Annotated in this window: 21 protein-coding genes; 6 read left to right on the top strand and 15 right to left on the bottom strand. The window is 64.5% G+C overall.

Translation table 11 applies throughout. From position 1 onward, the window contains the following. Positions 1–67: 67 nt before the first annotated feature. The 4 genes from B3E43_RS11745 to B3E43_RS11730 all read left to right on the top strand — a co-directional run bounded on the left by B3E43_RS11745 (position 68) and on the right by B3E43_RS11730 (position 5,519). Positions 68–2,512, top strand: coding sequence for a TonB-dependent receptor (locus B3E43_RS11745; protein WP_292029677.1), 2,445 nt, complete (start codon positions 68–70; stop codon positions 2,510–2,512). A gap of 315 nt (positions 2,513–2,827) precedes the next feature. Beyond that, on the top strand, positions 2,828–4,093 hold the full coding sequence (locus tag B3E43_RS11740; RefSeq protein ID WP_292029675.1) for an MFS transporter: 1,266 nt from the start codon (positions 2,828–2,830) through the stop codon (positions 4,091–4,093). Then, positions 4,090–4,728: a glutathione S-transferase family protein gene (locus tag B3E43_RS11735; protein WP_292029672.1), complete on the top strand. Its 639-nt coding sequence runs from the start codon at positions 4,090–4,092 to the stop codon at positions 4,726–4,728. The genes B3E43_RS11740 and B3E43_RS11735 overlap by 4 nt, the downstream gene beginning before the upstream one ends. A 23-nt stretch (positions 4,729–4,751) precedes the next feature. Next, entirely contained in the window at positions 4,752–5,519 is a 768-nt protein-coding gene (locus B3E43_RS11730; RefSeq protein ID WP_292029671.1) for an SDR family NAD(P)-dependent oxidoreductase, read from the top strand. 99 nt (positions 5,520–5,618) lie between these two features. Here B3E43_RS11730 and B3E43_RS11725 read toward each other — a convergent pair whose 3' ends face one another. The 12 genes from B3E43_RS11725 to B3E43_RS11670 all read right to left on the bottom strand — a co-directional run bounded on the left by B3E43_RS11725 (position 5,619) and on the right by B3E43_RS11670 (position 19,575). Further along, a complete protein-coding gene (locus B3E43_RS11725; protein WP_292029669.1) occupies positions 5,619–6,464 on the bottom strand; it encodes a fumarylacetoacetate hydrolase family protein in 846 nt (281 codons plus the stop codon). Continuing rightward, on the bottom strand, positions 6,464–7,540 hold the full coding sequence (locus B3E43_RS11720; protein WP_292029667.1) for an amidohydrolase family protein: 1,077 nt from the start codon (positions 7,538–7,540) through the stop codon (positions 6,464–6,466). The genes B3E43_RS11725 and B3E43_RS11720 overlap by 1 nt, the downstream gene beginning before the upstream one ends. A 232-nt stretch (positions 7,541–7,772) precedes the next feature. Continuing rightward, entirely contained in the window at positions 7,773–9,281 is a 1,509-nt protein-coding gene (locus B3E43_RS11715) for an ABC transporter substrate-binding protein (RefSeq protein ID WP_292029666.1), read from the bottom strand. Further along, the gene (locus tag B3E43_RS11710; protein WP_292029664.1) at positions 9,278–10,075 is read right to left on the bottom strand and encodes an ABC transporter ATP-binding protein; all 798 of its coding nucleotides are present in this window, start codon (positions 10,073–10,075) and stop codon (positions 9,278–9,280) included. Before B3E43_RS11710 ends, B3E43_RS11715 begins: the two co-directional genes overlap by 4 nt. Then, positions 10,072–10,875, bottom strand: a complete 804-nt coding sequence (locus B3E43_RS11705) for an ABC transporter ATP-binding protein (RefSeq protein ID WP_292029662.1) — start codon at positions 10,873–10,875, stop codon at positions 10,072–10,074. Before B3E43_RS11705 ends, B3E43_RS11710 begins: the two co-directional genes overlap by 4 nt. After that, positions 10,872–11,696 (bottom strand): ABC transporter permease, encoded by an 825-nt coding sequence (locus B3E43_RS11700; protein WP_292029660.1) that lies wholly within the window; start codon positions 11,694–11,696, stop codon positions 10,872–10,874. The genes B3E43_RS11705 and B3E43_RS11700 overlap by 4 nt, the downstream gene beginning before the upstream one ends. Further along, the gene (locus B3E43_RS11695; RefSeq protein WP_292029658.1) at positions 11,693–12,736 is read right to left on the bottom strand and encodes an ABC transporter permease; all 1,044 of its coding nucleotides are present in this window, start codon (positions 12,734–12,736) and stop codon (positions 11,693–11,695) included. The genes B3E43_RS11700 and B3E43_RS11695 overlap by 4 nt, the downstream gene beginning before the upstream one ends. A 9-nt stretch (positions 12,737–12,745) precedes the next feature. Then, a complete protein-coding gene (locus B3E43_RS11690; protein WP_292029657.1) occupies positions 12,746–15,220 on the bottom strand; it encodes a TonB-dependent receptor in 2,475 nt (824 codons plus the stop codon). A gap of 678 nt (positions 15,221–15,898) precedes the next feature. Then, positions 15,899–16,747, bottom strand: a complete 849-nt coding sequence (locus tag B3E43_RS11685; RefSeq protein ID WP_292029655.1) for a CmcI family methyltransferase — start codon at positions 16,745–16,747, stop codon at positions 15,899–15,901. 128 nt (positions 16,748–16,875) lie between these two features. Next, positions 16,876–17,619: an SRPBCC family protein gene (locus B3E43_RS11680; protein ID WP_292029654.1), complete on the bottom strand. Its 744-nt coding sequence runs from the start codon at positions 17,617–17,619 to the stop codon at positions 16,876–16,878. 3 nt (positions 17,620–17,622) lie between these two features. Then, positions 17,623–18,219: an ArsR/SmtB family transcription factor gene (locus B3E43_RS11675; RefSeq protein WP_292029652.1), complete on the bottom strand. Its 597-nt coding sequence runs from the start codon at positions 18,217–18,219 to the stop codon at positions 17,623–17,625. A gap of 42 nt (positions 18,220–18,261) precedes the next feature. Further along, entirely contained in the window at positions 18,262–19,575 is a 1,314-nt protein-coding gene (locus tag B3E43_RS11670; RefSeq protein ID WP_292029650.1) for a diguanylate cyclase domain-containing protein, read from the bottom strand. Between the two features lie 213 nt (positions 19,576–19,788). Between B3E43_RS11670 and B3E43_RS11665 the strand changes: the two genes are divergently transcribed. Further along, positions 19,789–20,697 (top strand): YihY/virulence factor BrkB family protein, encoded by a 909-nt coding sequence (locus B3E43_RS11665; protein ID WP_292029648.1) that lies wholly within the window; start codon positions 19,789–19,791, stop codon positions 20,695–20,697. Here the strand turns inward: B3E43_RS11665 and B3E43_RS11660 are convergent. Both B3E43_RS11660 and B3E43_RS11655 read right to left on the bottom strand, forming a co-directional pair. Then, positions 20,660–20,890, bottom strand: a complete 231-nt coding sequence (locus B3E43_RS11660) for a sulfurtransferase TusA family protein (RefSeq protein ID WP_292029646.1) — start codon at positions 20,888–20,890, stop codon at positions 20,660–20,662. The genes B3E43_RS11665 and B3E43_RS11660 overlap by 38 nt on opposite strands. Next, a complete protein-coding gene (locus B3E43_RS11655) occupies positions 20,887–21,378 on the bottom strand; it encodes a CinA family protein (RefSeq protein WP_292029644.1) in 492 nt (163 codons plus the stop codon). The genes B3E43_RS11660 and B3E43_RS11655 overlap by 4 nt, the downstream gene beginning before the upstream one ends. A gap of 84 nt (positions 21,379–21,462) precedes the next feature. On the opposite strand from B3E43_RS11655, the gene B3E43_RS11650 reads away from it, so the two are divergent. Beyond that, the gene (locus B3E43_RS11650) at positions 21,463–23,784 is read left to right on the top strand and encodes a spermidine synthase (RefSeq protein ID WP_292029642.1); all 2,322 of its coding nucleotides are present in this window, start codon (positions 21,463–21,465) and stop codon (positions 23,782–23,784) included. Here B3E43_RS11650 and B3E43_RS11645 read toward each other — a convergent pair. Further along, positions 23,771–24,910, bottom strand: a complete 1,140-nt coding sequence (locus tag B3E43_RS11645) for a bifunctional 2-C-methyl-D-erythritol 4-phosphate cytidylyltransferase/2-C-methyl-D-erythritol 2,4-cyclodiphosphate synthase (RefSeq protein ID WP_292029640.1) — start codon at positions 24,908–24,910, stop codon at positions 23,771–23,773. The genes B3E43_RS11650 and B3E43_RS11645 overlap by 14 nt on opposite strands. Between the last annotated feature and the right edge of the window lie 63 nt (positions 24,911–24,973).

Below are 24,973 nucleotides of genomic sequence, written 5' to 3'. Positions count from 1 at the left end.
GGTCCGGAGCGAGTTTTGGGGCGGCGCAACAATGATTCCGGCTCGCAGCCGGGACGGGGGGAGCACCATGAAGAACGGATTATATCGGCGCGCTTCGTATGCCGTACTGGCCTGCGCAGCGACGTTGACTGCACCCGCAGCTGTTCAGGCCCAGGAGTCGACGCAGCAAGCGTCCCAGATCGATGACGTGGTCGTGACCGCGCGCCGCCGCGACGAAGCACCGATCTCGGTTCCCGTCGCTGTGACGGTTCTTGGTCGCGAACAACTCGAGATCCTGGCGGTCGATAGTCTGCAGGACCTTCGCGCGGTGACTCCCGGAATCGCAGTGGGCGAAGTCTCGGGCGGAGTCGGCGGTACAGTCGCGCTGCGCGGTGTCAGCACCACAGCGGGTTCCAACCCAACCTTCGAACAGACGGTGGCGATTAACATCGACGGGGTCCAACTGTCGCGTGGCGGCGCGGTTCGCATTGGCCAGATCGACATGGAGCGGATCGAGGTACTCCGTGGACCTCAGGCGCTCTTTTTCGGCAAGAACAGCCCGGCCGGCGTCATCTCGATTACGACTGCGGACCCGGGCAGCTCGTTCGAAGCCCGCGGCCGTGCGGCCTATGAAGTCAATGCCGAGGAGCGGCAGTTCGAGGCCATGATCTCCGGTCCTCTGACCGACACCCTGGGCGCCCGCCTGGTCGTACAGTTGTCTGACATGGAGGGCTGGCGCACCAACATCGCCGGAAGCGCGGCTGCGGCCGCCAATGCGATCCGGCCGAATTCTGTCACCGGCAATGCCGACGGCGGCCCGCAGCAGTCCTTCATGTTCACGCGCGGCACCCTGCTTTGGCAGCCCTCCGACGCCTTTGATGCACGACTGAAGCTCAGCTACGCTGACATGGAGGGCATCGGCTACAACGCCGCGGGGGGATTCCAGCGCATCTATTGCCCGAACGGCGCGCCCCAGACAGCGGGCCAGGCGAGTGCGTTGAACGGCAATGTCGCCAACCCTGCACTGGCGGCCGCACTGGCCGTTGACGACTGCCGCGCTGACGACGTGTACGCCAACGGAAGCATCAACCCGGCCTTTCTCGTCGGCGCGCCTGACGGGTTCACCGACCGTGAAGGCGCGGGGGATTATACTCAGGCCCTCCATTCACTGGAAATGAACTGGGCGCTAGGCGACGCGCTGACGCTGACGTCGATCACCGGTTGGGCGAATAACAAGGACTTCCGTTACGACACCTATGCGGTCGCGCCCTCGGACGCCCTGCCCACGCTCGGTTTTGGCGGCAACACAGAACTGACGCAGGTGACCCAGGAAATCCGGTTCGCTTCTGATTTTGACGGGTCGTTCAACTTCCTGGTCGGCGGCTTCTATGAAGACACCCAACTGACCACCTACACCCGCTTGATTACGGCCGGCTCACCCCTGTTCTTTCATACGATCGAGGGCCAGACCCAGTCGGTGTTCGGCCAAGGCATCTGGGACATCACGGATTCGCTGGAGCTCGCCGGCGGCCTGCGTTGGAGCCGTGAAACCAAAGACTTCTCGGTCGCCCGGAACGGCGTCCTTCAGCCTGTGGCGCCCGGCAGCGCCGAGTTCAGCAACACTTCGCCGGAGGTCACCCTGACTTGGCGACCGTCTGAAACTCTGACGATCTACGGCGCCTACAAAGAGGGCTTCAAATCGGGCGGGTTCGCTGCGGCCACGAACACCGGCAACGCATTCGTTACCCCGCTGAATGCCCTGTATCAGCCCGAATCCGCCGAAGGGTTCGAACTCGGGATCAAGGCGTTGCTGCTGGATGGCTCCCTTCGAACAAACCTGACCCTGTACGATTACGACTACACGAACCTGCAGGTGAACTCGCTGGACAACTCTAGCGGCGTCCCGGTGATCCGGGTGAACAACGCCGGCGCAGCGGCCGTGAGGGGCGTAGAGGCCGACTTCATCTTCCGGCCGGAAGCGATCGAGGACCTCACTATTCGAGGCGCCGTGAACTACAGCGACGCGACCTATACGGACTTTCTCGCCACCTGCTGGATCGGGCAGACCATCGCGGAGGGTTGCAACCAGTTAGTCAACCCCACGACCTTGCGGTTCACGGGCCAGCAGCTCGCGGGCCACCGGTTGATCAACGCGCCCGAATGGAGCGGTTCGATCGGCGCCGGCTATGTGCATTCCACTGGCATGCCGGGCATTTCGTGGGGACTTAACGCTGACGCAAACTACAAGTCCGACTACAATCCGCACCCGGAACTGCACCCAGGCGCGGAACAGGAGTCCGTTTGGTTCCTCAATGCGGGGGCGCGTGTATTCAGCGACGACCGCCGCTGGGAGTTTGCGTTGATCGGTCGGAACCTCACCGAGGAATTCAGGGTCGATGTGGCTTCGAACGTCCCGGGCACCGGCACGGCGGCGCGGACGGGTTCGGCGACCCTCGGTGGTCAAGCTGATCTGACCGGCAACGTCAACCGGGGACGCGAGATCATGTTCCAACTTACCTTCCGTCCGTTCTAGCCCAACTGGCGCGCCCTTCGTCCAATCCACCGGACGGAGGGCCGCCTCCCTTTCGTGCCGGCCGGATGCGGCCGAAACCTGAGGCAGTTTTATGCGGCAAGATGGTCGCCCTTGGAACGCCCACCTAGGACCACGGGCGCTCGTATGGCCAAGTCTGAACCTAGGACCGTGGCAGTGATTGCGGAGCTCAGGCCAATTTCTGCCCAGGCGGGCGGTCTCGCCACAGCGATCGCCTACGGACAATGGTGAAGCGGCCACGACGGATACCAAAGTGAGAGGCGCTATGGCCCGACAAGGGCCATTGGGAGGTTTAAAATGACGACAACAGAGGCGGCGGAGCGGCCCGTCGCCAAGGGGGCGTGGTACGCCTTGGCGGTATTGACGCTGGTCTATGTCTTCAACGCCGTCGACCGATCCGTGATGTCGATCGTGATCGAGCCGGTTCGACACGAGTTCGGCCTCAACGATAGCCAGTTGGGCCTCCTGACAGGACTGGCCTTCGGCCTGACGTATGCCATCGCCGGAATACCGATTGGCATGCTGGTCGACCGGGTTAATCGCCGGAATCTGCTCTCCGTCATGCTATTCGCCTGGAGTGGAGCCACTGCCTTTTGCGGTCTGGCTACAGGCTACGTCAGCCTGGTGGTCTCTCGGCTGGTCGTCGGGGCCGCTGAATCAGCCGGCGCACCCACCGCCTTGTCGATGATCGCTGACCTGTTCCCCAAGTCCCGCCGCTCTACGCCGATCGGCATATTTTGGGTCAGCACGGCCCTGGGCACGGCTATCAGCCTCGTGATCGGCGGCGTCATCGCTACGAACTATGGCTGGCGAGCAGCGTTCTTTATCGCGGGAGTTCCCGGAATCCTGCTGGCCTTTCTGCTCTTCTTTACGGTGAAAGAGCCCGTTCGCGAAGTTGACGTGAAGGGAGCGCAGCTCAAGGCTCCATCGTATTTCTCAACCCTCGCCTATATCTTCCGGACACCTACGGTCAGGCACCCATTCCTTGGAATCGCTCTGAACTCCATCGCCATGTCGGGCGTCCCGGTCTGGGCCGCGTCGTTCCTTATCCGAACACAGGACTTCTCGCTCGCTCAGGCTGGACTGTTCGCGGGCATCGGCGTCGGAGTGTTCGGCGGCATCGGCTCGCTGATCGGCGGCCCGCTCGGAGATATCGTGACGCGCCGGTTTGGACTGCCGGCGCTGGCGTCCGTGCCCATGGTGATGAGCGCAGCGTCGTTCTTTTCGGGCCTGGTGTTTGCCCTGTCGGGCAATCTGATCATGGTTGCGATTGGTTTCATCCTGTTTGAGATCTTCTCGCGGGCTCACACAGCGTCTGCCTATGCCATGCTTCTCGGGGGGGTCGAATCGCGGATGCGGGGCGTGGTTGTTTCATCGGTTCAGGCGGCGACCAACCTGATCGGATATGGCGTTGGCCCCCTTATAGTGGGGGTGGTTAGCCAACTGGTCGGAGGCGGCAGCAATTCGCTGCAGTTCGGCATGATGGCGGTCATGTTTGCGATGCTCTGGGCTACTGGCCACTTCGCGCTCGCCTGGCGCGCCGCACGCCGCGACAGCGTATGACCTCCGAACTGACCTTCTTCTATACGCCGACGTCATGCTCGCTGGCGTCCCATATCGCGCTTGAGGAGGCGGGCGCCGTCTTCGATCCGCATCGGGTGCGGCTGCATACGCCCGAAGGCGTCGACGACTACAGGCGTATCAACCCCGGGGGCACGGTGCCGGCGCTATCGATTGGCGGCGTCATCATTCCCGAGAATGTGGCGATCCTGACTTGGGTGGCCCGCGCCTTTCCCGATGCGAAACTCATGCCTGACGATCCGGTCGAGTCCGCCCGGGTCATGGCGCTGATCGCCTGGTTCGCCAGTACGGTCCACATCACCCGCCGAATGGCGCGAGCGCCTTTTCGCATGACGCCGGACGAGACGACCCACCCGTCGTTGAGCCGCGAGGGCCGAACCCGATTTCTCGTCAATTTGCAAAAGATTGATGGGCTGCTGGAAGGCCGCGAGTGGCTTGTGGGAGATCGCATGTCGATCGCCGACGCCTACGCCCTCGTATTCTACGCGTGGGGCCATGCGGACGAGCATCCGGTGGTCGATCTGGTCAACTATTCAGAACATGTACGACGGCTGATCGCACGTCCGGCTGTCCAGCGCGCGATGGCGCGCGAAAAGACCATCCTGCCCGTTGCTTGAGCATTCGCCCGAGGGGATCCGCCATGCCGAACCGTCAGCTCAGCGGCCGTCGCATCATTGTCACCGGAGGCGCCAGCGGTATGGGCGAGGGGCTGGTCCGCGCCTTTCCCGCTCTCGGCGCGCGGGTCGTGTCCATGGATTTCGCGGAAGACGCCGGACGGCGGATCGCCGCCGAGTCCGGGGCGGCGGGTTTTACTCTCGTTGACGTAACCCTCGAGCAGTCGGTCGAGGAAACGGTCGCCGAGGCCGTCGGACTTCTTGGAGGGCTTGATGTCCTGATCCATGCCGCTGGTGCGGCGCCAAGTGGCCCGGCGGCCGCAACGTCGCTTGACCTCTGGAGCCACGCCTTGGCTGTGAATGCGACAGGCACCTTTCTCATGAACAGAGCAGTGTTCCCACATCTGGCCGATCGCGGCGGATCTATCCTGAACTTCGCTTCGGCCGCCGGCGTGAAGGGCCATCCGGGCAAGGCCGCCTACGCCGCGGCGAAGGGCGCGGTGCTCGCCTGGACCCGGACGGTCGCCGCTGAGTGGGGAGCTTATGGCATTCGAGTCAATGCGATCGCGCCGGCGATCTGGACGCCGATGTACGACAGGACCAGGTCGGAGATGACTGCGGAAGAACTGGTGGCCCACGACTGCCTCAAAGCTCGGGCCATTCCCCTTGGGGGGCGACTGGGCGACATCAGTGAGGATTTCGTCCCGGTCCTTGCTTTTCTCGCTTCAAAGGAAGCGCGATTTATCAGCGGCCAGACCATCGCCATTGATGGCGGCATGCTGATGGTTCGTTGAACCAACATCCACGGGCGACATGGGAAGTGTCAGGCTAACGCCAAACGGCCCGTGGCAAACAAACGGCCCTTGGCAAAATTGGCGAAAGCCGCTGTCGCCTCAGCCCGTCTTGGGCCCGACCACGTTGCGCAAGGTTCCGATCCCCTCGACCGTCACCTCGACAACATCGGCCGGGCGCAGATAGCGGCCGGTCGCCTGTCCCACGCCTTCGGGTGTACCGGTGAACAGCAGATCGCCGGCGGCGAAGCTCACCCTCTGGTGAATGAAACTAATCAACTCCGGAACGTTCCAGGTCATGTCGGCCGTCGTGCCGTCCTGCCGAACCTCGCCGTTGATTGTGGTCGAGAGACGTAGGGTGGGACTGCCAGCCGGGAACTCATCGGGTGTGACGATCCAGGGTCCCACCGGCGTCGCGCCGTCCTGACTTTTGGCGGCGTAAAGGTCCATGCCGATCCCGGTAGGGCCACTGCGTTGAAGGTCGCGCGCGCTGACGTCGTTGCCGGCCGTGTAGCCGAGGACGGAGGCAAGCGGATCGTCCAGGTCGATGTCGGACGTACCGAGAATGACGACGAGTTCGCACTCATAATCCAGCTCATCGGTCAGCGGGGGGTATCGGATTGGATCCGCGGCCCCGATCAATGCCCCATAGGCCTTCAGGAAGGCAATCGGTTGGGATGGCGCGGCCACACCGAACTCGATCAGATGCTTTCTGTAGTTCGCCCCCGCGATGACGACTTTATTGGTGACATCGCAAGGGGCGAGCAGTCGAAGTTGCGACAGGACAAGCGTAGGTCCGACGAACGTGAGCGCCGCCTCGCCGCCCCCTTGAACGAGACCGGGCCCCCAGTCGGCGACTCCGCCCGCGATCGGCCGGGCGGCATCAGTTGCGGGATCGACGACAGCCCAGAAGGACGGGCCGCCGGTGGTGCACCGGGCCAGTTTCATCAGGCGGCAATCGCTTTGTTGGTCCGCCCCATCTTGTCCAGATCGATATGCAAGAGATCGACCGCGTTCTTCCAACGGATCTTCTCTAAATCCTCGGCTGAGACCCTGAGGCCTGTTGTCAGGTCACCGCGAATGGCGTCACTGCCTCCGAAGTTGGTGCCATAGACCAACCGGTCCGCGCCGATCACCTCGACCAAAGCCTGTCTCATGGGCAACTCGTGTAGTTCAGGGTCGAACCAGAAGTTGGGGAGGTACGACTCGAAGGGTTTCTTATTGTAGACCACATCGAGGTTCTTGATGGTCTGCGCCAGCCGCCCGAGCTGATAAGGAACAAACCCGCCCGCGTGGGTGATGTAGACCTTCAAGTTGGGGAACCGGTCCAGCACGCCTCCGCAGATCAGGTACCAGAAGCATTTGGTCTCGTCGTAGTTCATGCCGACGATGGCGGTCGTTTCGTACTTGTCGGTGTTTGCCTTCGCACCCCAGGTCACGGACTGGTTGTATCCGTGCACGAACATTGGAAGATCGAGATCGCACAGCGTCTCCCAGATGGGATCCATGCGCGGGTCGTCGAATTCCATGCCGCCGAAGTTGGATCCGCCGGCGCTCAATCCTTTGGCGCCCAGTTCGGTGCAGGCGCGACGTATTTCCTTGGCCGCGTTCACAGGATCTTGCAGAGCCGCCGTCGCCCACATGAAAAGCCGGCCGTTTGAACGGCTGCAGTACTCCGCCAGGGTATCATTGACGGTAGTAGAAAATGGGTTCGCGAACGCCGGATCTGCCCAATACATGTAGCAGTGAGAGGGGACCGACAGAACTTGGGCGTCCTGGCCAACAGCGTCCATCCCACTCAGCCGATGGACCGGGTCGTTCCATTTTGCCATGAATTCCTCGACTTCCATGGTCTCGCCACGCGCCACCGCGGCTCGACGCTCGGGAGAGCCGAGGGATAGGATCCACTCGCCAACGCGAAGGCGAATATGGCCGTCGTCATGCTTCTCGAAGAACGGGCCCCAGTGAGGATCCTGATTGTAATAACCCGGAAGCGGAGCGTGGGCGTGAAGATCGATCAGCATGTGATTTTCCCCGGCATCGAGGCCCTTTTGCAGGCCCATCGATTTGAGCGTGTTCGGCAACCCTTGTGTTGAAGATTGCCCTCGCGAATGAATTCGCGCCTAGCCATGTTCTGTAACGCGAATGATATTCCGCTGTCAAAATAATCGTGGAGCCTGGATCGGGGCGTACGTCTGCATTGGGCCCCCGAACTGAAGCTTAATCGACGAGCAGGCGGCTTCCCTGAGACCGCCTTCAAGGCAGCAGTTCTATTTCCTCATAGACAGGAACGCGATTGGCTATCCGAAGATTGCGGACCCGTGGCGAGGAACCAAACACGTCGATTTGTTCGACGAGAAACAGGGAAACCGCTGCTTCGTGATAAGCGCGCGACAGCGAAATCAAGGAACGGCGCCGCGTCTCGGGATCCATCTGCACATTGGACGCCCTCACGCTTGCGGCGAGAGCCTGATCGCAAAAGAAGGGCTGGGGCTTGATACAGGAATAGGCTTCCAGCGGCTTGCGAAGGTCGTTGTAGGGAGCCGCCGTCCACGGACTGGCGAAGGCGTCCACGCCCTCCCAGTCGCCTGTCTGGTTTCGCCGCACCATGGTCGCGTAGGGACTGGGTCGAAATACGGCCCGGACGCCGACCTGGTTCAGGTACCAAGCGACCGCCTGATAGATCGCGGAGTCTGCTGGCAGCGCGCCGATCACGCCCTCGATCACCATCGGGAACCCTTGTGGATATCCAGCTTCGCGCAACAGGGCCCGCGCTAGATCGGGGTCATAGGCGTAGGCGGCGATGGTGGGGTCATGGCCCACCGTCACGCGCGACGCAGGTTGTCCGGATGGCATGCCGCGGGCCGCCATAAGTGTGCGGGAGATCGCATCCTTATCGACCGCATGGTTCAAGGCGCGCCGCACACGAACGTCGTCTAGTGGCGTGTCGCGCCCCTCCGTGATCAGCGCGATCGCCAGAACCTGCATCGACGGCGGTGTTACGATCGTCAAACCGCGCGCCTCAAGAAGCTCCATTTCGTCCAGTCCGACACGACCGAGGTCGATGTGGCCGGAGATCAGGGCTTGGTTCCTCACCGCTTCGTCCAGCAGTTCGATGATTTCCAGGCGCGGCGTCCTGGGTGTACGCAAAGCGTAGGGATTGGCCTCCATGATTGCCCGGCGACCGCGCTCATCGAACCGTACGAGGCGATACGGGCCCGTCCCGACCGGGGCCTTCGAGAAACCGACCGGACCCAAGGTGCGCCACGCCTCCGGCTCGACGATAGGGGTGGCCGTCAGGCGACGCGGAAAAATCGGATCGGGTCTGTTCAATGTCAGTATCAGGGTGTTCTGGCCCCGGACTTCGATCCCGACAACGTCACGCATGCGCGATCCGATCAGGGTCGTGCGGCCAGCCGGCGAGGACAGCCAGCGGAACGTCGCCGCCGCCGCCTCTGCATCCATTTTTGCGCCATTGGAGAAGCGCAGGCCGGGGCGGATATCGAAGATCCACGTCAGACCGTCTGTCGTTGAGAAGCGCTCGGCCAAGGCCGGTTGCACTACGCCGGCCTCGTCCAGCCTCGTCAGACCGTCAAACAGGGCCGACCAGGTGTGGGCCGGCGGACCGCCTTCGGCCCGGTAAGGGTCTCCCCAAGAATTCGGCAGCGCCGGCACGCCAACTCGCAAGACATCGGATCGCTCGTCAGGAGCCGAGCAACTCCCCAACCCCATCACAAGGATCAGGATGATGAGGGGCAGCTTCATGCCGCGTGCTCCGTATCACTGAAGCGAGCGCGGATCACTTCTTGGGGGTCAAGGCAGGCGGCGCGCAGACGTTGCGTGTAGGCCTGTGTGGGGGCTTCCACGACGGCCGACGCCGGTCCTTGCTCGACGATCCGTCCGCGCTTCATGACGATTATTCGGTCGGCGATGGCGGACATTAGAGCCAGGTCATGGGAGACGATCAGGAAGGCGGTCCCAAGTCGGGATCTCAGGTCGCTGAAAAGGGCGGCAATTTGTGCCTTCACCGACACGTCTAGCGCCGACATCGGTTCATCAGCGACGATCAGGCGGGGCGAGAGCGCGAGGGCACGTGCGATGGCGACGCGTTGGCGCTGTCCGCCAGACAGGGCATGGGGTGATCGGTCGGCCATGGCGGCGTCCAAGCCCACGAGTTCCAACAAGGCCGCGGCCCGACTTCGGGCGGCTACGGCGTTTTCCCCGTGGGCGATCAGAGGTTCGGCGACCGAAGCGGCGAGGCTGCGAGAAGGACTCAGTGACGTCGACGGATCCTGAAATATCATCTGCATATCACGCCACACGCGTCGACGTTGGGATGTGCGCAAATGGGTGATGCGCTCCTCGCCGAAAAAAACTTCGCCTTCCGAAATCGGCGCCAGACCCATCATCGCATTCAAAGCCGTCGTTTTCCCCGACCCTGATTCTCCGACGATACCAACGATTTGACCGGGCTCGACCTGGAGACTCGCGCGATCCAGGGCCTTGAACCCCTTGTATTCGACAGAAACCTCCTCAAGCCGGATCAGGGGGGCGGTCATGGCTGTCCTCTGTTGTCTTTCCGGGGCGGCAGTCTGGGGGAACAGGCCAGAAGCTCCTTCGTGTACGGATGAGTGGGCCGGGCGATGATGTTTTGAACCAGTCCGTGTTCAACAATGCGTCCCCCACGCATCACCGCGATCTCATCGCAGATGTAGGCGGCCGCTCCCAAATCGTGCGTGACGAACACGACTGCCCCGTTCACCCGCTCTGCCGAGCGACGCAGCACGTCCAAAATCTCAACCTGGACGGTCGCGTCGAGTGCGGTGGTCGGTTCGTCGGCGATCAGCAGGCGCGGGTTGTTGACCAGAGCAAGCGCGATCAGCGCCCGTTGCCTTTGTCCTCCGGACATCTGGTGCGGGTAGGCGCGCGCCTTGCCGACCGGATCGGGCAGTCCGACTTGATCCAGCGCTTCGATGACTCGATCCCGGGCGACCCGAGCCGATACCCCGGTATGGCGTCGCAAAGCCTCCTCTAGCAGACTGCCCACCCGCCGCACGGGATTGAGACTGGTAAAGGGATCTTGGAAGACCACGCCAATATCACGACCGCGGAGCGGGCGCATTTGATCCTCGGATAGATCGACGATGTCACGTCCGTCGAAGACGATCTCTCCGGCAGATACCCGACAACCCGATGGCAACAGGCCGGGTATGCTCATCACAGTCAGAGACTTGCCCGAGCCCGACTCGCCGACCAGACCCAGAATGCGTCCGGCAGCGAGTTCTAGGTCGATTGTATGTACCAGCGGACCGTCGCCGGCTTCGATGGTGAGCCCCCGCAAGGCCAGCAGCGCCGTCATCGGCGTAACTCCGTCCTGCGTCGCCCGCCCAGCCGCCGAGCGAGCGCGTCGCCGCAAAGGTTCAACAGCAGAACGGTGGTGGCCAGAGCAAAGGCCGGCCCGATCAGCATCCAGGGGGCCTGAAAAAGATAGGGCCGGCTCTCGGCCAGCATCGCGCCCCAGGCTGGCGAGCCCAGCGGGGCTCCAACCCCGAGGAAGGACAACGCGCTAGCGGCGATCAGCATGTCGGCGAAATGAAAGGCGGTCATGGCGATGAGGCTGGGCAATAGAACCGGCAAGATATGGCGATATACTTGGGTCACTCGTCCCACCCCGCCGATACGGGCGGCAATCAGATAGGGCCGCTCGCGCGCCGACAGCGCTTCGGCATAGACAACCCGCGCGAACAGCGGCCAAGCCAATAGACCCAGCACCAGGATTACCGCCATTGCGCTCTGGCCCAGGACGGCTACGGCCGCCATCGCCGCCACAAGCCCCGGGAACGAAAGAGTGAGATTGACGACCTGAAGAATGATCCGTCGCGGCGCACCTGCGAACTCGGCGGCCAGCAGTCCAAGCACGACGCCAATGCATAGGGAAATCGCATTGGCGGCCAGCGCCACCCCCAACGACCATGGAGCACCCGCGATCACACGTGCGAGCACCGGGCGACCTAGCTGATCCGAACCGAACCAGGCCCGCCCGCTTGGCCCCGTCAAACGGTCGTCCAAGTTTAGATCAGCGTTCAGATTGCCTGACAGTACGATGGCGACCGCCACGACGGCGATCGCGAACGAAACTGCCGAGGCGATACCGACGGGCCCGAGGGCACGCCGGATCACCGGGCCTCCGTGATGTTCAGCCGGGGATCCAGCATGACGAAGACCAAGTCTGTGATGACGTTGGCCGCGAATACCAGGCCAGCCACCACAAGAGCGGCCGCCTGTATGACGGGAAAGTCCAGCGCGAGGGTCGACTGAACGAGCAGCCGGCCCAGTCCCGGCCACGCGAAGATGGTCTCGATCACCACCGCGCCGCCAACGAGTGCGGCGAACTGGGCTCCCATCAGGGCGACCGCGCCCAACATCGCGTTCGGCAAGACGTGCCGCCAAAGCACAACGCCCGGTCCGGCCCCGGCGGCGCGCGCGGCGCGGACGAAGTCCTGCCGCATCATCTCATCGACATTCACGGCTACAACCCGCGCCAACTTGGGCGCCAGGAACAGGCTCAGCGACAGGGCGGGCAGGACCCAGGTGCGGGGTCCGGCAAAGCCAAGCGCCGGTAGCCAGTTGGTCTGAATGGCGAAGACCTGGACCAGCACCAATGCGGCGACGAACCCCGGGGTGCCCTGTAGAACATAGACAACGGCCGCCGCAGCGCGTTGAGCCGGGCGATCCGGAGCCGAGCCTAACCAAGCGCCCAGGGGCACAGCGACCATAATGGTGGCCCCCATGGCCAGAAACGCGAGCAGCAGGGTCGCGGGGAGGGCCTGCAGAACCATCGAGAGCGCGGAGTCACCGCTCGCCATCGACTGACCAAAATCGCCCTGCAGCAATCGACCCAAGAACTTGGCGTACTGGATTGGTAGGCTCTCGTCGAAACCATACTGCGTCCTCAACGCCGCCAGCATCTCGGGCGTCGCGTCGTCGCTCGCCAAGGCGGATATGGGATCGCCCGTCGCCCTCAACAGCAAAAAAAGCAACGTCGATAGGCCCAGCAACAAAAGGCCGAGGTCGAGCCCGCGCCGCAGGACGATTCCAAGCTCGGTAACCCGGGCTCCGGCCGCTAGCCGGGAGCCCCAGGCTTGGGTGCGGGATCCCCTCGAAACCTCCCCGCCTTTCAGGCCCGACGAAACGCTGGATACGGGATCCCTGAGACCCATTTGCGCGACCTATTCGCCCCAGCTGTATCGCAAGCTCAGCCCAAACATCCGAGGTGCGCCCACCCCTTGCGAGAATGTTCCAAAGGGCCGCCCCAACTGTGGCGTGCCAAAGGCGTAATGTTCGTTGTCCAGCAAGTTCGTCACGAACAGACCCAGGTCCAGACCCTGTCGCCCCCCGACATCGCGCAGCGACGCGTTGAGGTTCCAAAGACTGTAGGCATCGACGTCCGCGCCGAAGGCCAAACAGGCTGCGAACTGGCCGTCGGGACCGCAGTTCGAACTGCCGGTATCGGAGGTGGCGAAGTCCGACTGGTAGTAGAAATTCAGCGAGACCGAGGGGATCCCGATGCTCGGTGACAGCTCCGGTGACCATGTCACCGAGGCGTTCAGCTGATGTTCCGGTGTGAAGCCGAACCGGGCGTCGGAGATATCGACCCGCGTCAGGATCGGTGCTGCCGTCGTACCGGTGTTGTAAGAGTTGAAGAACTCGTCGTAGCTGGCTTGGGTCAGCGAATAACCGCCGCTGAATTCAAGGCTGGGATGAACCCTCAGCATCCAGTCGGCCTCGATGCCCCAGATGGTTGCGCTCGCGGCGTTGAGCGTCAACGCGGTGACGACGTTGTTCACCAGGAGCTGCGAGTTTCGCTGAATGTCGGTGTACCAACCATGATAGGCCGCGACGTTGAAACGCGACAGCATGCCGTTGATCCGAAACTCGTTTTTTGAGCCGAACTCGATATCGTCGATGATCTCGGGGAGATAAGGTTCGCGCTGGGCGACAGTCGTGGGATTGTTCAGGCTGCCGGCGGCGGCGTTGCCCGGCTGCGCCGAGAACCCGCCGGACTTGTAGCCCCGGCGGTGGGCTACATAGAGCGTATTGCGCGGGGTGACTTCGTAGGTGGCCGACAGCGTCCAGGTCGGCTCGCTGAAGTCGGCCTGCGCCTGAAAGCTACAAAGGTCGCGATCGGGCGTGATCAGGTTGGCGTCCGCGTCGGCCACGGTCGTGTACGGCGACGGAGTAACCGTAACGAGACCGTCCATCCGACAAACGATTCGGCGTGGTAGGGCACCCGTCGCTGCCGCTTCCTGACGGCTGTGCCATACCACTTCGCGCTCGTCCCGGGTCCAGCGCACACCGGCCGAGACAGACAGGTTTTCCGACAGGCTGTAGTCAGCGTGAACGAAGGCGGCGTAGCTGACGTTAGTAGCCTCGGAATCGACCCAGTTAGACAGTGGGGAGGCCAGCGTCGATAGCGCAACCACGCCGGGGTTTCGATTGATCTCGTCCCCCGATTCCCGGAAATAGAACAGCCCGGCGACTACGTTCAAGTTGTCGAAATCGCCTTGCAGTTGCAGTTCGTTGCTGAACTGGGAGGTGTCCTGCAGGCCGCAGTAGCGCTGTATATGGGAAAGGGTGCCTAACGCATCCAGGCAGTAATCTACCTCGATATCCCGCCAGCCAATGATGTTCTTCAACGTGAGCGTCTCGGACAGATCCAGCGTGCTTGTGTTTTGCAGGCCAACGACTCGGTTGTGAGCCCGATTGCGGAAATTTTCGGCGCCCGACCCTTGCGCATTCTCGTAGAAGCCCAGTGTCTGCTGGCGATCGAAGTCGGCCTGCAGCAAGGCGCGAAGAGTCGCATTCGTGATCGCAATCGGGTTGATAGCGGTGGGCTTCAGCATCGATCCGGCCTCATCGGAATCGAGCCAGGTTCCGATCAGGGTTGAGGTGAACGCCTCGGTGGGGGTCCAACGCAACGAAGCCCGCAGGCTCTGGTTGTTGATGTCGTAGCTGCGCTGACCGGTCGTTACGCTGCGGAAATAGCCGTCTCGTTCGATAGTTCGGCCGGCGATGCGCAGGTCCAAGGTTTCGCCCAAGGGCAGGTTCGCGGCCCCTTCGAGATCACGAAGATTGTAGTCGCCTATGCGGGCGGTGACATAGCCCTCTGCCGATTCCCCAGGGGCCATGGGAGTGATCAGAACGGCGCCGCCGGTATTGTTGCGGCCGAACAGAGCTCCCTGCGGGCCGCGCAGAACCTGGACGGACTCCAGATCATACATGGTGGCGTTTCCGCCACCGGCTCGGGACTGACCGACCTCAGCGAAATAGACCCCGACGGCTGGGTCGATCAGCATGGTGGGCGTGCTAGCCCGCTGGCCTCGGATCCCATACTGGGGCGTGCTGATCCCGCGGGCCGTGGGTGTGACGGTGAGGGACGGAGCAACCCGCTGCAAATCCTGCGGCTGCAGGATGTTTTGGCGCTGCAGTTGTTCCCCGCTGAAGGCGCTGACCGCGATCGGCACGTCCTGAAGACGTTCTGACGTCCGACGAGCGGTGACAATAATCTCATCGAGGGACGCGGTCTCATCCGCTTGACCGCCTGCAAGCGGTTCCGTCCGCGTCGGCGCTGTCTGCGCAGTAGCGGTGCCTGCCATGGTCAAGGCGGTGGCCGATAACAGGCCGGCCATCAGATGATTGGTCAAGGTCTCGTCCTTTCCTGGGAGCAGATTGAATCTGCCCTTGGTTCCCTCCCGCTCCCGCGTCTTCGCGCGGTAAGCGTCGTCGCTGACGGCCCGTAAGGCCGCAGTCATGGTATACGGTATACAGATTGGTATTCTAATGCCAGATTTTTTTGCGGCACGGAGCGGTTGCCATTGGGGGCACGGCCTGAACGACTGTCAGCTGCAGGGGATCGTCGGTTCCTTGCGAGTAGATAGATCCTGGATCGGGTGCGTCGCCGGGGTTCCGAAATCGTCTTGCGGCTCCTTTCGGGACTGCCACTCACCGACCTCTCTGCTCGTCGGGTTCTGCCGCGAATCCGAATAGGCTCCCACATGTGGGCCGCTGTGAATGGTGACAGTCAAAACACGATCAAGCATCTTGACGTTTACAGCGTTGGCTACATGGTTTGGTTGTCGTCAAAAGATACAATCGCCTGCGAAAGACTTCGAGATCACGGAAATTTCATTGATTAGAATTTCGCCAATGTTTTCAGGATCATCAGATTTTCTCGGCATGTTGATCGGTTTCGTGTTCGACTGGCCACAAAAAATCCAGAACATTCAATGTTCTGGGCCCGTTGATGCAATCGAGTGGGAATAGTTCGCGGCGTTTCGAAGTCTTCTCGACCGGCACACCGGGTATCGGCCGCTGAGGGCTGACTAGATCCGTTTCAGGATCCCGTTGACCGCGCTTGTCGAGTTGACCCCGAAGAAATCCGTGTAGCGCGAGTCGATGACATAGGGCCGATGCCGCAAGGCCCGCGCCATGGCGGCCTGTTTGGGAATGGCGTCCTCGATCACGAGATAATCCCCGGGACGAAGGAGGTCGTCGAGCGCCCCGAGCGTTTCCTCCAGATCACCATGAAAATCCTCGATGACCAGCAGAGGGACCCCGACGAGTTTTCGGTCTCGGCGCCGCTCCTGAAGCCATTCGATGCAATCCCCGCGGTAGGTGATTATTCCGGGCTGCGTCCGATCGTCCGTGTTCAGATCGATCGCGTGAACAGTGGCGTCCACATTCAGGGCCATGCACATATCCCGGAACCATGCCGCTGACCCTCCGGCGCCGGCCCCGAGTTCCACAATGTTTTGCGGCCGGACCTCGGCCAGCATCAAAGGGTAGAGCGCGATCTCATAGACGGTTTTGAAACAGGCTTGCCCTCGCCACTCATAGGGCGCGCTCGTGCCCTGGCTATAGAGCATGCCCCGGTAGTCGACCTCCGTGTAGAACCCGAAAGCCTGCAACTGCGATTGCCGCTCCTCCCAGCTCAGGAACCGGGGTTCGGAGCCGATCAGCCTTGCGCAATAGAGCTTCAGCATGTCCGCTTCGCCGCGGTTCGACGTCCCCCGGCTCAGGACGCCGAGCATGTGGTTGTCCAGATAGGTGGGAATCCCCCCTCGCTCGCCCAACACGTCGCAAATCCGCGATCTGGCGACGGATTCGTCGGGAAATCCCACGTGCGCCAGCGCGGCCCGGACCTCACGGAACTTGTCCTCGGGCGTTTCCATGCCGTTGCGTTAAACGGCAGCCGGTCAGAGCGCAGCCTGTGAGGTATACCGGTACACCAACATCGCATCACGACCCCTGGCGATCTCTGCGTCACGGGAGGCCTTCGACAGCGCTCTCCAGGCTCCCGTCAGTCGCAGCCCGGCGCGACGGTCTCGAACCGCTCATCCCACCAGCCCTGCCAGAGACTCTGCAGATCGGCGAAAGCGGTTTCGCTGAGGCCGTAGGTTGTCAGGGTGATCATGGTCGTGCCGCGCGGGCGCTTCTCGCTCGGCGGCTGGTCCAGGACGACCAGCAGGCCGTCGCCCCAGGCGTCCACGGTGACTCCGGTCTGATGGCGCGCAGTGAACCAGATTTGACCGGAAGCCGTCGTATGCGGCCCCAGCGGTCCGGACCATGGCTCGCCCGCCGCCGGAGCGGCGTCGAGGCCGAGCAGCGAACGGGCCAGCCGGTCCTCGCGGGGCAGGCCAGAGAAGAACAGGGTGCGGCGCGCCTCGCCCTCGTGCCGGGCGAAGGCGAAGGCCAACTGCCAGGTGAAGGAAATCCAGCCCTCGATCATGCCGTCGAAGACGTCGGACCACTCTCCGGCGGGCGCGGAGCGAACAACGCGGACGACGCTGGTCGCATCACCGGTCGCCTCGACCTCGTAGCGGTCGTTGACGCCGACGAATGTGACCACCCGCTTCTCATCATCGGCGCTGGCGTGGGTGATGAAGATGAAGTCGATCTCATCCTTCAGGCTGTCGGCGTCCCAGCCGAACCAGTTTTTGATCTTCTGCGGGTCGCGCAAGGCGGCCCAGACCGCGTCGGCGGGAGCGGGAACGGTGACCTCGACGAGGACGTGGTCTTCCATGGGCTGGGCGGCTTCGGTCATGGGTCAGTTCCTGACGGGAGTGGTTTTGGCGACGGCGGGATGGGCGACGGCAGTGAGTCGATAGCGCCGGCCGGTCGGCGCGGCGTATTTGCGGGCGAGGGCAGCCACGGCGGCGCTGACCTCTTCGGTGAAGGCGTCGAAGTCAGCAGGCGCGGCGAAGGTCACGTCGGCCTCGACGGTCAGGGTCAGCAGGCGCGAGCCTTCGGCGGCCGCGTCCTGACGCATGCGGGCGACATCGCGGACCATGGTCGACGCGGTCTTGATCAGGTGATCGGCGGCGTGGCGGTCCTGGGCCTCGACCGCGTCCGGGTCCGGCGGGGCCTGCATCAGGCCGGGATCGAAGACATAGTTCCGCGCCGCGACAAACAGGCGTTCGGTGAAGCCGCGCTTGCGGCGTTCTCCCGCCAGCTGGACAAGCCCGGCGGCCTCGAGCGCATTGAGATGATAGCCGATGTTCTGACGCGGCAGTCCCAGCTGTTCGGCCAGTCCGGCGGCCGAGGCCGGCTCGGTGAGGGCCATCAGGATGCGGCGACGAATGGGCGCCAGCGCCAGCAGCGCGGTGTCCAAATCGTCGAGCAGGGCGGAAGGTCGGGCCGTCATGACCTCAACCTGCATTAGACAAAATAGTTTGTCAAATGACCGTCAGACGGAGGTGCGGACATCCCTTGAGGCGCGCTCCAGCACAGTGGCGGGGGATTCGCCTGCCGTTACCTCGGCCACGCCGACCTCGAACTCGACCACGAAGGGCGACCGATCAGGACCGGCGTCGAAGGCGGTGCAACCGATGACGGCGGCGATCCGGTCGGCGGCGATCCGCCCGGCCGGTCCCTGCGTCGCCGGCAGGGCCAGGGCGAAGACGTCGGGCGACAGGCGGGCGGCGGTGTCCTCTGTGCGGATCAGGCGCGAGACCATGGCCCCGATCTGGGGCAGGGCGCGGTCCAGCCAGCCGCCCTTGCGGGCCTCGACCACGGACTCGGTCTCAGAGACGCGCAGCACCGCGACCGACAGCGGGCGGCGCCGCAGACGGGCCCCCTCGGCTACGCGGGCCAGATGGCTGGCGAACAGTTCGGGGGTGAACAGGCCGGTTGTGGGATCGGTCAGGCCCGAGCCGCGCGCGCTCTCCAGCGCCTTGCGGATGGCGACATGGCGGCGATGGGCGCGGGCGAGGGCGGTGATCCGCTCAGCCGTCTCGTCTTCGGGCGTGTCGGCGGCGGCGACGTCGGCGAAGCCGCGGTTGTAGAGTTCCGACAGATTGATCTCGCCGGAGCCGCGCAGATAGAGCACCGCCGGGATGTGATAGAGCCGGGTGTTCCGCTTCATGCCCGAGGCGATGGACAGGGCCGGCGTATGGTCCTCGGCCCCCCACAGGACGGCGGCGTCAAACGGCCGCTCATGCAGATAGTCGAAAGCGGTATAGGGCGTCGGCGCCGCCACCACGTCACAGCCGCGCGCCGTCAGGGCGTTGGACAGGGCGAGAAAATGCCGGTCGGGCTTGCCTGCGGCCAGCACGCGCAACGGGCTCGAGTCGACATCGGCGATCGGCAGCGGCTGGCCTCGCGCGGCGAAGGTGGCCTCGCGCAACGACACCTCTTCCTCGGCGATGGCGGACCGGACCAGGTTTTCGAGCCGCAGGGCTGCCTGGGCTGCGTGAGGCGGTCCGGACATGACGATATCGGCCAGTCCCGGGTCCCAGTCCGCAGCTTCCGCGCCAATCGCCAGAATTGGGAGGCGGCGAGGGGAGACGGTCTGTCGCAGGGCGCCGATGCCCTCGACGGCGTCCGGGAGGCGGGCATCGAGAATCACTGTTTCCAGCGGCCAGTCGATCAGCACCTGAATGGCGCCGGCGAGCGAACGGGCGGTCACGGTGCGCCAGCCAAGGGCGTCCAGGCCCTGACACAGCGGGCCGATCAGGTCATCGTCGGGGGCGACGACCAGTATGCGCGGATCGGAACCCAAGGTCGAAATCTCCAGCCGTCCCCAGCCCCGGGGGCGGTCTCATGGCCGCGGACCATAGCGAGGGCGGGCGCCCCTAAGCAACGGGTTGATCGTCGCTTTCGACGGCGGGTTTCCCGCAGACCGAATTACGGTAGTAGTGCGAGCTTGGAGGGTTTGGGGACCGGATTGCAGGCAAAATCGGACATTCAAACAGCGGCGCGCTGGGCCACGCCCATGCTGTGGGGTCGCCTGTCGGTCAAGGCGTTCTCGCGCAGCTGGGGCCGCGACGTGATGCTCTACACCGGCGGCGTGTCGTTCTTCGCCCTGCTGGCCGTCTTCCCGGCCATCGCCATCCTGATCGGTTTCTACAAGGCGGTGCTGTCCATTGGCCAGGTCAGCGAACAGGCGGCGGCCCTCGCAGACGTCATGCCGACCGCGGCGCGCGCCATCTTCCGCCTCGAGATCGAGCGGCTGGCCAATGCCTCGGCGCGGACCGTCTCGGCCCAGAGCTTCTTCGCCGTGGTCATCGGCGGCTACGCCGCGCACCGGGGGTTCAAGGCCCTGCTGGCCGGACTGAACCTGATCCATGACGAGAAGGAGCCGCATGGCTTCTTCAAATTCAATCTGCTGGCCTTCTTCGTCGCTCTGGCGGCCTTCCTGCTGTTCACGGTCGTGTCCGGGGCGGTGGTGACCTCGCGACTGCTTGAGCACGCCGGTCCGGGCGAAACCGCGGCGACAGGCGGTGGCCTGCCGCTGGAGGGGCTATGGCCGGCGCTCGGGCTCGCGATCGGCCTGACCATGCTGTACCGCTACGCCATGTCCCACCGCACGCCGGTGGCCTGGGCGCCGGCGATCGCGGGCGGGGTGGTGGCGACGGTGATGTCGACCATCTCGTCGTGGCTTTGCGCCATCTACGTCGAACAGATCGCGCCGCTGGGGGCGACCTATGGCTCCGTCGGCGCGGTGGTGGTGCTGCTGATCTGGCTGTCGTGGAACGTCAACGCCATCTTCTACGGCGGCGCCTTCGCTACCGAGATGGAGATTGCCGCCCGGTCGATGGGCGCGCCCGAAATCGAGCCTGACGAGCCCCTGCCGGAATCGGTGGTCAGCCTTTCGGAGCGGCGGGCGTCGCGACCACGATAGTCAGGACGCCATCCGCCTCGTCGATCGAGACGGTTTCCCCGCCCAGTCCGGCCATCAGATGCGGAACGTCGATCCGCGCCATGGGGTCGGTCGCCAGCAGGGTCAGCCGCGCGCCGGGCGCGGCCTCGCGCATCGCCTTCTGAAGTTTCAGGCTGGGGGTCGGGCAGCGGTGGCCGCGCGCGTCAATGATCATGCGCTGATCCGGTCCAGCAGCAGGCCGAGGGCCACGCGGACGCTGGCCAGCCGGACCTCTTCGCGTCCGATATCGCCGAAGCGGTGTTCGGAATGGATGGCCCCGCCCGGTCCAACCGCTCCGAAATGCACCAGCCCCACAGGCTTGTCCGCTGAGCCGCCTCCCGGTCCGGCGACGCCCGTCACCGAGACGCAGACCCGGGCCGGAGAGCGGGTCAATGCGCCGTCCGCCATCGCGCTGGCGACTTGCTCCGAGACGGCGCCCTCGGCTTTGATCAGCTCTGCAGGCACCCCCAGAAGCTCGGTCTTGGCGGCGTTGCTGTAGGTGACGAAACCGCGCTCGACGACGGCCGACGAACCCGCGATCGCCGTCAGGGCCCCCGCGACCAGTCCGCCGGTGCAGCTCTCGGCCGTGGCGATGGTCAGGCCTCGAGCGACGGCCGTCTCGATCACGTGACGGGCCAGGGTCTGGATGTCGTCGGGAAACATGCGTTCGAGGCCTTCCGAAAGGGCGGCGAGTCGGTTCAGGGTGGCGGAACGCGCCCGGGGACGGCGCCAGCATACGGGGCGGGCATGAGCGACACCACCGGGGACTCGAGCGTCGAAACGGGCATCGCCCCGGACCGCTTGACACCGATCCTGTTCGCCGTGGCGATCTTCACATCGGCCGCCCTGGTCTTCGTGGTCCAGCCGATGGTGACCAAACTGGTCCTGCCCATGCTGGGCGGATCGCCCGCGGTGTGGAACACCGCCATGGTCTTCTTCCAGACGGCCCTGCTGGCCGGCTACGGCTATGCCCACCTGTTGCAGAAGGTCGGGTCGATCAAGACCCAGGTTGGGATCCATCTCGCCCTGCTGCTGGTCGCGGCCCTGTTCCTGCCCTTGAGCGTCAACGGCCTGCTGGGCGATCCCGACCCGTCGGCGCCGATCATGTGGCTGCTGGCAACCCTGACCCTGTCGGTGGGCGCGCCGTTCGCCGTGCTGTCGGCGACGGCGCCGTTGCTGCAGGCCTGGTACGCCCGGGTTCGCGCCGGTCATGCGGACGGCCAGAACCCCTATGTTCTGTACGCCGCCTCCAACCTCGGCAGTTTTCTGGCCCTGCTGTCCTATCCGATCCTGATCGAGCCGCTGGCGACCCTGTCCGGACAGCGCGGCTGGTTCGGCTGGAGCGGCGGCTATGCCGTGTTCGTGCTGATGGTGGTGGCTCTGGCCCTCACCGTATGGCGTCGGCGGCTGGACCAGACATCCGAGCCCGCGCAGCTCCAGACCAGCGCGCCGATGTCATGGCGTGAGAGAGGCATACTGGTGCTGTTGGCTGCGGCGCCGTCCAGCCTGATGCTGGGCGTGACGTCTCACCTTTCGACGGACGTCGCCTCGGCGCCGTTCCTGTGGGTGCTGCCGCTGGCGCTCTATCTGCTGACCTTCGTCATCGCCTTCCAGAACCGGCCATGGATCCCGCTGAATGTCACCCTGATCATCCAGGGGGCGACCGGCGCGATCGTGGTGCTGATCGTGGCCTTCCGCTCGGCCAACTGGTCGATGGCGTTTGGCCTGCATCTGATCGCCTTCTTCTTCGCCGCACTGATGTGCCACCAGCTGCTCGCGTCACGGCGACCGCAGCCGGACCGGCTGACGGAATTCTATCTGCTGATGTCGCTGGGCGGCGTCGTCGGCGGCGCCTTCACGGCCCTGCTGGCGCCGGTGATCTTCAACATGGTGTGGGAGTATCCGCTGGTGCTGGTGCTCGTCGGTCTGGCCCGACCGTGGGGCAAGCGCGGGCTGACCGGTACGCACACCGGAACCCTGATCGCCGCCGCGGCTGTTGCGGCGTCGCCGGTGCTGTTGTCGATCTGGTTGAACGCCAACGACGGCGCGCGCGGCTGGTTCTACGCCAATTTCCCGCTCGGCATGGACCAGCTGGCCATGGTCATGCTGATGCCCGCGGCCATCTGCGCCTTCCTGCTGCGGGACCGGGCGCTGTTGTTCACGGCCATCCTGCTGATGATCACCCTGTCGTCCCAGTGGATCGCGCGCGGCTATGACTGGAGCTACTCCGAGCGCAGCTTCTTCGGTGTGATGCGGGTGGCGAATTCGCCCGATCCCCGGCTCGGCGGCGATGTCCATGTGATGATGCACGGCACCACCCTGCACGGAGCCCAGGCCCGCAACGATCGCTTCGACTGCGTGCCGACCCTCTACTATGCGGCGACCACCCCGATCGGCCAAGCGGCGACCATGGTCGGGCGGCGCGGTCCGGCGAGGATCGGCGTGGTCGGTCAGGGCACCGGCGCCATGGCCACCTACAAGCGCACCGAAGACTCGATGACCTTCTTCGAGATCGACCCCATGGTCGACCGGCTGTCCCGCGATCCGCAGTGGTTCAGCTACATCTCCGATTGCGCTTCGGGCCCGATCAACACGGTCCTGGGAGATGCGCGACTGACCCTGGCGAAGGAGACCCCGGGTTCCTACGACCTGCTGATCATCGACGCCTTCTCGTCCGATGCCGTGCCGACCCATCTGCTGACGGTTGAGGCGATCGACGGCTATCTGGCGCTGCTGAAGCCGAACGGCGTGGTCCTGCTGCACCTGTCGAACCGAAACCTCGATATCACCCTGCCGGCCGTCGCCGCGGCCCAGGCGCTCGGTCGGCCGAGCCTTCACCAGCTCTACTATGAGCGGGACGACACGCCACAGATGGCCGAGGCCTCGACCGAGGCCCTGATCCTGTCGCCGACGCCGGAGGGCCTCAGGGACTTCATGGCCGACGACCGCTGGAATACGCCGGCCCGGACCGCGGTGCGACCGTGGACCGACGACTACGTCAATCTGTTCGGGTCGCTCCAGCGCAGCATGTTCGACACGCCCGAGCTTCAGGCGCTCAGGAGCCAGTAAGCTCGATCGTCGCGATGGCCTGGGCAGCCAGCCCTTCGCCGCGGCCGGTGAAACCCATGGCCTCGGTCGTGGTCGCCTTGACGCTGACCGCGTCCAGCGGAAGCGACAGCAGGTCGGCCAGCCGCTCGCGCATGGCCTGACGGTGCGGCTTCACCTTGGGCCGTTCGCAGATCAGGGTGACGTCGACATTGACCAGCCGCCCGCCGCGCGCGGTCAGGCGCTCGACGGCGTGGATCAGGAAGCGGTCGGACGCGGCGCCCTTCCACTGCGGATCGGTGGGCGGGAAATGGTCGCCGATATCGCCGTCGCCCATGGCCCCCAGGATGGCGTCGGTCAGGGCGTGCAGACCGGCGTCGGCGTCCGAATGGCCGATCAGCGTCTGGTCGTGCGGAATCTCGACACCACACAGCCAGACCGAGGTTCCCGGTCCCCAGCGATGGGCGTCAAAGCCCTGACCGACGCGCGTCTGGCGGGGGATGAGCGCTTCGGCCATGGCGAAATCCTCAGGGTAGGTCAGTTTCATCAGGCGGGCGTCGCCGGCCACCATGGCGACGACGCCTCCGGCGGCACGGACGACTTCGACGTCGTCCGTCGGAGGTGACCTGTCCGGCCAGGCGGCGTAGGCGCGGCGGATGGCGTCCAGTCGGAAGCCCTGGGGTGTCTGGGCCCGCCAGAGGTCGGCCCGATCAACGGACGCGCCCATGATCCCGTCCGCGCCCCGACGCAGACTGTCGGCCACCGGAAGGACGGGGAGGGCGGCTTCATGGTCGTCGAGCGACCTGAGCACCCGGTGGATGGTCGCGGCATCGAGGAAGGGCCGCGCCGCGTCATGGATCAGAACCCGGGCGTCGGCTCCCGCGGCCAGAGCGCCAAGACCGGCCTGGACCGAGGCCGCGCGCGTGTCGCCGCCCTCGACTGTGAACCAGCCTTCCAGCCCCGCCAGCGCCTCCCCGGCCAGGGCTTCGGCGCCGGGGGCGACGACCACCGCCAGCTCAGACGCCCCGGCGGCCAGAAGGGCCTCTGCGGACCAGCGCAGCACCGGCCGGCCACCCAGTTTGCGCCACTGCTTGGCTTCGCCTGCCCGGGAACCCGTTCCGGCGGCGACGATGATGGCGGAGAAACTCATGGCGCCGCTTCTACTCACCCGACGCGGCGCTGACGAGGGCTCCATGCGTTGAGTCCATCCTGT

Source organism: Brevundimonas sp. UBA2416, assembly GCF_002343105.1.
GTDB lineage: Bacteria > Pseudomonadota > Alphaproteobacteria > Caulobacterales > Caulobacteraceae > Brevundimonas.
This window is presented reverse-complemented; position numbering and strand designations above follow the sequence as displayed.

Bases quoted from the DNA above. Each gene is read 5' to 3' on its own strand.
- B3E43_RS11745 (WP_292029677.1), top strand. From the start codon at position 68: ATGAAGAACGGATTATATCGGCGCGCTTCGTATGCCGTACTGGCCTGC.
- B3E43_RS11725 (WP_292029669.1), bottom strand. From the start codon at position 6,464: ATGAAACTGGCCCGGTGCACCACCGGCGGCCCGTCCTTCTGGGCTGTC.
- B3E43_RS11660 (WP_292029646.1), bottom strand. From the start codon at position 20,890: ATGATCATTGACGCGCGCGGCCACCGCTGCCCGACCCCCAGCCTGAAA.
- B3E43_RS11705 (WP_292029662.1), bottom strand. From the start codon at position 10,875: ATGACGGCGCTGCTGGCCTTGCGGGGGCTCACCATCGAAGCCGGCGAC.
- B3E43_RS11665 (WP_292029648.1), top strand. From the start codon at position 19,789: ATGCTGTGGGGTCGCCTGTCGGTCAAGGCGTTCTCGCGCAGCTGGGGC.
- B3E43_RS11675 (WP_292029652.1), bottom strand. From the start codon at position 18,219: ATGACGGCCCGACCTTCCGCCCTGCTCGACGATTTGGACACCGCGCTG.
- B3E43_RS11645 (WP_292029640.1), bottom strand. From the start codon at position 24,910: ATGAGTTTCTCCGCCATCATCGTCGCCGCCGGAACGGGTTCCCGGGCA.
- B3E43_RS11710 (WP_292029664.1), bottom strand. From the start codon at position 10,075: ATGACCGCCCCCCTGATCCGGCTTGAGGAGGTTTCTGTCGAATACAAG.
- B3E43_RS11740 (WP_292029675.1), top strand. From the start codon at position 2,828: ATGACGACAACAGAGGCGGCGGAGCGGCCCGTCGCCAAGGGGGCGTGG.
- B3E43_RS11715 (WP_292029666.1), bottom strand. From the start codon at position 9,281: ATGAAGCTGCCCCTCATCATCCTGATCCTTGTGATGGGGTTGGGGAGT.
- B3E43_RS11695 (WP_292029658.1), bottom strand. From the start codon at position 12,736: ATGGGTCTCAGGGATCCCGTATCCAGCGTTTCGTCGGGCCTGAAAGGC.
- B3E43_RS11680 (WP_292029654.1), bottom strand. From the start codon at position 17,619: ATGACCGAAGCCGCCCAGCCCATGGAAGACCACGTCCTCGTCGAGGTC.
- B3E43_RS11730 (WP_292029671.1), top strand. From the start codon at position 4,752: ATGCCGAACCGTCAGCTCAGCGGCCGTCGCATCATTGTCACCGGAGGC.
- B3E43_RS11650 (WP_292029642.1), top strand. From the start codon at position 21,463: ATGAGCGACACCACCGGGGACTCGAGCGTCGAAACGGGCATCGCCCCG.
- B3E43_RS11720 (WP_292029667.1), bottom strand. From the start codon at position 7,540: ATGCTGATCGATCTTCACGCCCACGCTCCGCTTCCGGGTTATTACAAT.
- B3E43_RS11735 (WP_292029672.1), top strand. From the start codon at position 4,090: ATGACCTCCGAACTGACCTTCTTCTATACGCCGACGTCATGCTCGCTG.
- B3E43_RS11685 (WP_292029655.1), bottom strand. From the start codon at position 16,747: ATGGAAACGCCCGAGGACAAGTTCCGTGAGGTCCGGGCCGCGCTGGCG.
- B3E43_RS11655 (WP_292029644.1), bottom strand. From the start codon at position 21,378: ATGTTTCCCGACGACATCCAGACCCTGGCCCGTCACGTGATCGAGACG.